Annotated in this window: 3 protein-coding genes; all 3 read right to left on the minus strand. The window is 40.5% G+C overall.

Annotation, left to right across the window (positions count from 1 at the left end; translation table 11 throughout):
• On the minus strand, positions 1-135 hold a 135-nt coding region (locus tag ACNRUY_RS26130; RefSeq protein ID WP_488111291.1), incomplete at its 3' end, for a transposase.
• 133 nt (positions 136-268) lie between these two features.
• Positions 269-2128, minus strand: coding sequence for an ATP-dependent nuclease (locus ACNRUY_RS26135; protein ID WP_488114597.1), 1860 nt, complete (start codon positions 2126-2128; stop codon positions 269-271).
• Between the two features lie 69 nt (positions 2129-2197).
• Entirely contained in the window at positions 2198-2701 is a 504-nt protein-coding gene (locus ACNRUY_RS26140; RefSeq protein WP_488114598.1) for a hypothetical protein, read from the minus strand.
• Between the last annotated feature and the right edge of the window lie 198 nt (positions 2702-2899).

Here is a 2899-nt window from a genome sequence, read left to right on the forward strand (position 1 = left end):
CCAATTGTAGATCTGCTGTACGCTGATACCGAGCTGTTCAGCAACAGCAGAAGCTTTGTGGTCTGGTAAGCCTGCCAGACGAACAGCTTCTTTTCGGAACTCTTCGGTATAAGCAGGGTTTCTATATTGGCTCATGATACACCTCCCAGTTAGACTGTAATCTAACTTAGCGGGGTGTCCACAATTCGTGGGTAACTCCTAACCCTAACGCCTTGCTCACCGGAAAATTAGGAGCGTAGCGAGTAATTTTTCCGTGTGCAGCAACTTGTTATGCATTCGAATGTAAGGTTTGCTCTATCACTCGAACCACGTCATCACCTGGTTTGAAGGTCATCGGGAAGCCGCTGACATTAAGTATTTTACTGTTCATTTTAATTAATAATTGATTTTCTTCTATTTCAAGATCAAATATAGCCGCTCTTTCTCTGAGAATCGTTTTTGCCAGGATTTTAATGTCTTGAGTATTAGCGCCTGAATTTAGCTTGGCCATTGCTGGAGCTGCAATTGAAAGAAGCACATCTCTCAATGATTCTGCTTCGTTAATTTTTTCTCCTTGTGACGCATATTCAATACATCTGACAATTTCAGGAACATAAGAAATAATGTTCTCTTTGCTTTCATTTTCCAAGAAGTCAATTTCATCTACGGCTGCACTAGATTTCCCCTCAGCAGTAAATCGGTCAGACGATTGATAATACGATTCGATAGCTCCGCGCCGAAGAATAAAGCAGCCTGCCTGCTCTAAAATATCAAGTGCAGCTTCTAGCCTTCTTTTCATTGAGATCCATTCAGGTCCAGAATTAAAGTCTGACAATGCGCTTTCATCAAGCTCAAACATGGTTGAAAAACATGACCTTCTTTTAGCTAGTGAATCATCAATATCCTTCTTGTTAACCCAGTAAGGATGCTGCATTGACTGGCTAGATATTTCGTCCCATTTTTCTGTTACTAAACTGCAAAAATCTCTATAAATACTAGACACGAGACTGGAAGCTGAAGAAGCCCCAGATAAAGCAGCTTTTTGATCAGCGCTGTCACAGCCATCCAGAAAATTATTCGCCAGTTCAAGACCATCCGCAAATGCATCAGCATCAGCAAGTACTACGGGCTTTTTACCTAACAGCTTCATAAATTTTGATACCACAGGCATTTGCCCAGTTCCTATAACTGGCAGTATTTGTGAGCCAGCGGCCTCTAAATGATATTCCAACCTATGAGATAAAAAACTACATAGCATTACATCAGAAGGCCCCTCAACTAGGAGTGGTCGTTTACAAAATAGTGACAATTTGTGTTCTTGACCTAGTCTGGCTACCAAAGTTTGTAGCTTTCTATTTTGCAATTCGCCAGTCAAAGGATCTACTTGAACGGGCGGGGTATCTAAATCATGACAAAATACTAACGAGGCAAGATCTTCACATTTTGATATTTTTAGCATTTCAGTTGAATGCGTAGCCATGATAATTATTTTTTTGTATCCACCTTCAGATGGATGCCCTGAAGCTTCTATGATTTCATTAAGTAAAAATGCTTGAAGTTGAGGGTGTAAAGACACCTCAGGTTCATCCAACAACAACGCACCAACTTCATCGTCATATAGAGCTGATAAAATACCAACAAGGTGAAGTAAACCAGAAGCCTCCCTACCTGATGAGTATGGCTGAGTATCATTATCTAATCTTGCGAATACAACTTTGAGAGTTCCACCGTCCCACTCGATAATCAAGTCGCGTTTAAATAGTTTCCTTAATCTTTCTTGAACTTTAACAAGAATATCAGCTCTTTCAGAAAGAGTTTGAAAATCACCATTTAGGGTTTCAATATTATGCCTTCTAGTTACATCACTTTTTGAGCCAAAATTAGCCTGTTCATAACGTGGCCTGCCGCCGCGGTTCCCATCGAAATCAGAACGGTGCTGCTCGAGCAATCCCATTCGACCCGCTGACAAAAATCTGACCTTTTTTCCTTCTGAATGAGGTTGAAGAGTATTTTTAATAGCTCTAAGAAGGTGTGTTTTACCGCTCCCATTAGGACCGATTAAAACTGTCAAGCCATCGCGTATGGATATTGTTCTTGTAATATTGCCATTGTGGCTTTCAATGTTTGTATTCAGTTCAATTGGAAACATAATTCGATTACTCTATTTATGCATTACGCCTGATTCAGGTGCGCCGCAGGCGTCACCTGGATTTACTTGTTAGCTGTACTCGCCTCCGAGCCAAGAAAGATTCATTTCTTTTTGTATTTTCCATGCGGAATACTTCCTTGACCAAAATGTTATAGGAAAACCATTTAACTTAAGCCTGATTGAGTTCCATTCATCCCTTAACTTTTGGTACTCGGAGAAGTTCTGAAGCATATAGGACTCTTCTGCTAAGTCATAAATGGATTTCACTTCATCTGCGATGGCTCGATAAGCCTCAATACGTTCAAATCTTTTTTGTCCGAGCAAAGCAAGAACAGTAAATGTTAAAGATAAAACTGCGAGGAACTTCAGATGCAAGCTTGAAATTTCTTGATCGAAGCCAAGTGCAATGATGCTGAAGATTATTGGGACTGATAGATATAAATTGTACTTAAACTGAAGCCAACCTGATTCTTTGTATAAGCCTTTGAAAGTATAAGCACAGTCTTCTCCTAGCCTTTGTAGGAGTTTCAGATGCCCTTCATTCATCGCATTATCTTGGGAAGGAATTTCCAAACAATGTACCGGTGATTTTCAAGAAAGATGTCGCCTCAACCTATGCAGCTAAATCATAGTGCTGCTGATTTTCTGATCGCTCAGGGTTTAGCCATACTTCAGTGGGTAACTGCCAGTTTCTGGTATTGCGGCTTCCCCAGCGTTCTGGGTGTTGCTCCTTCGCTTTACGATAAACAGCTTCTCGGTTTATTACTTTCT

Source organism: Endozoicomonas sp. Z74 (genome assembly GCF_057680865.1).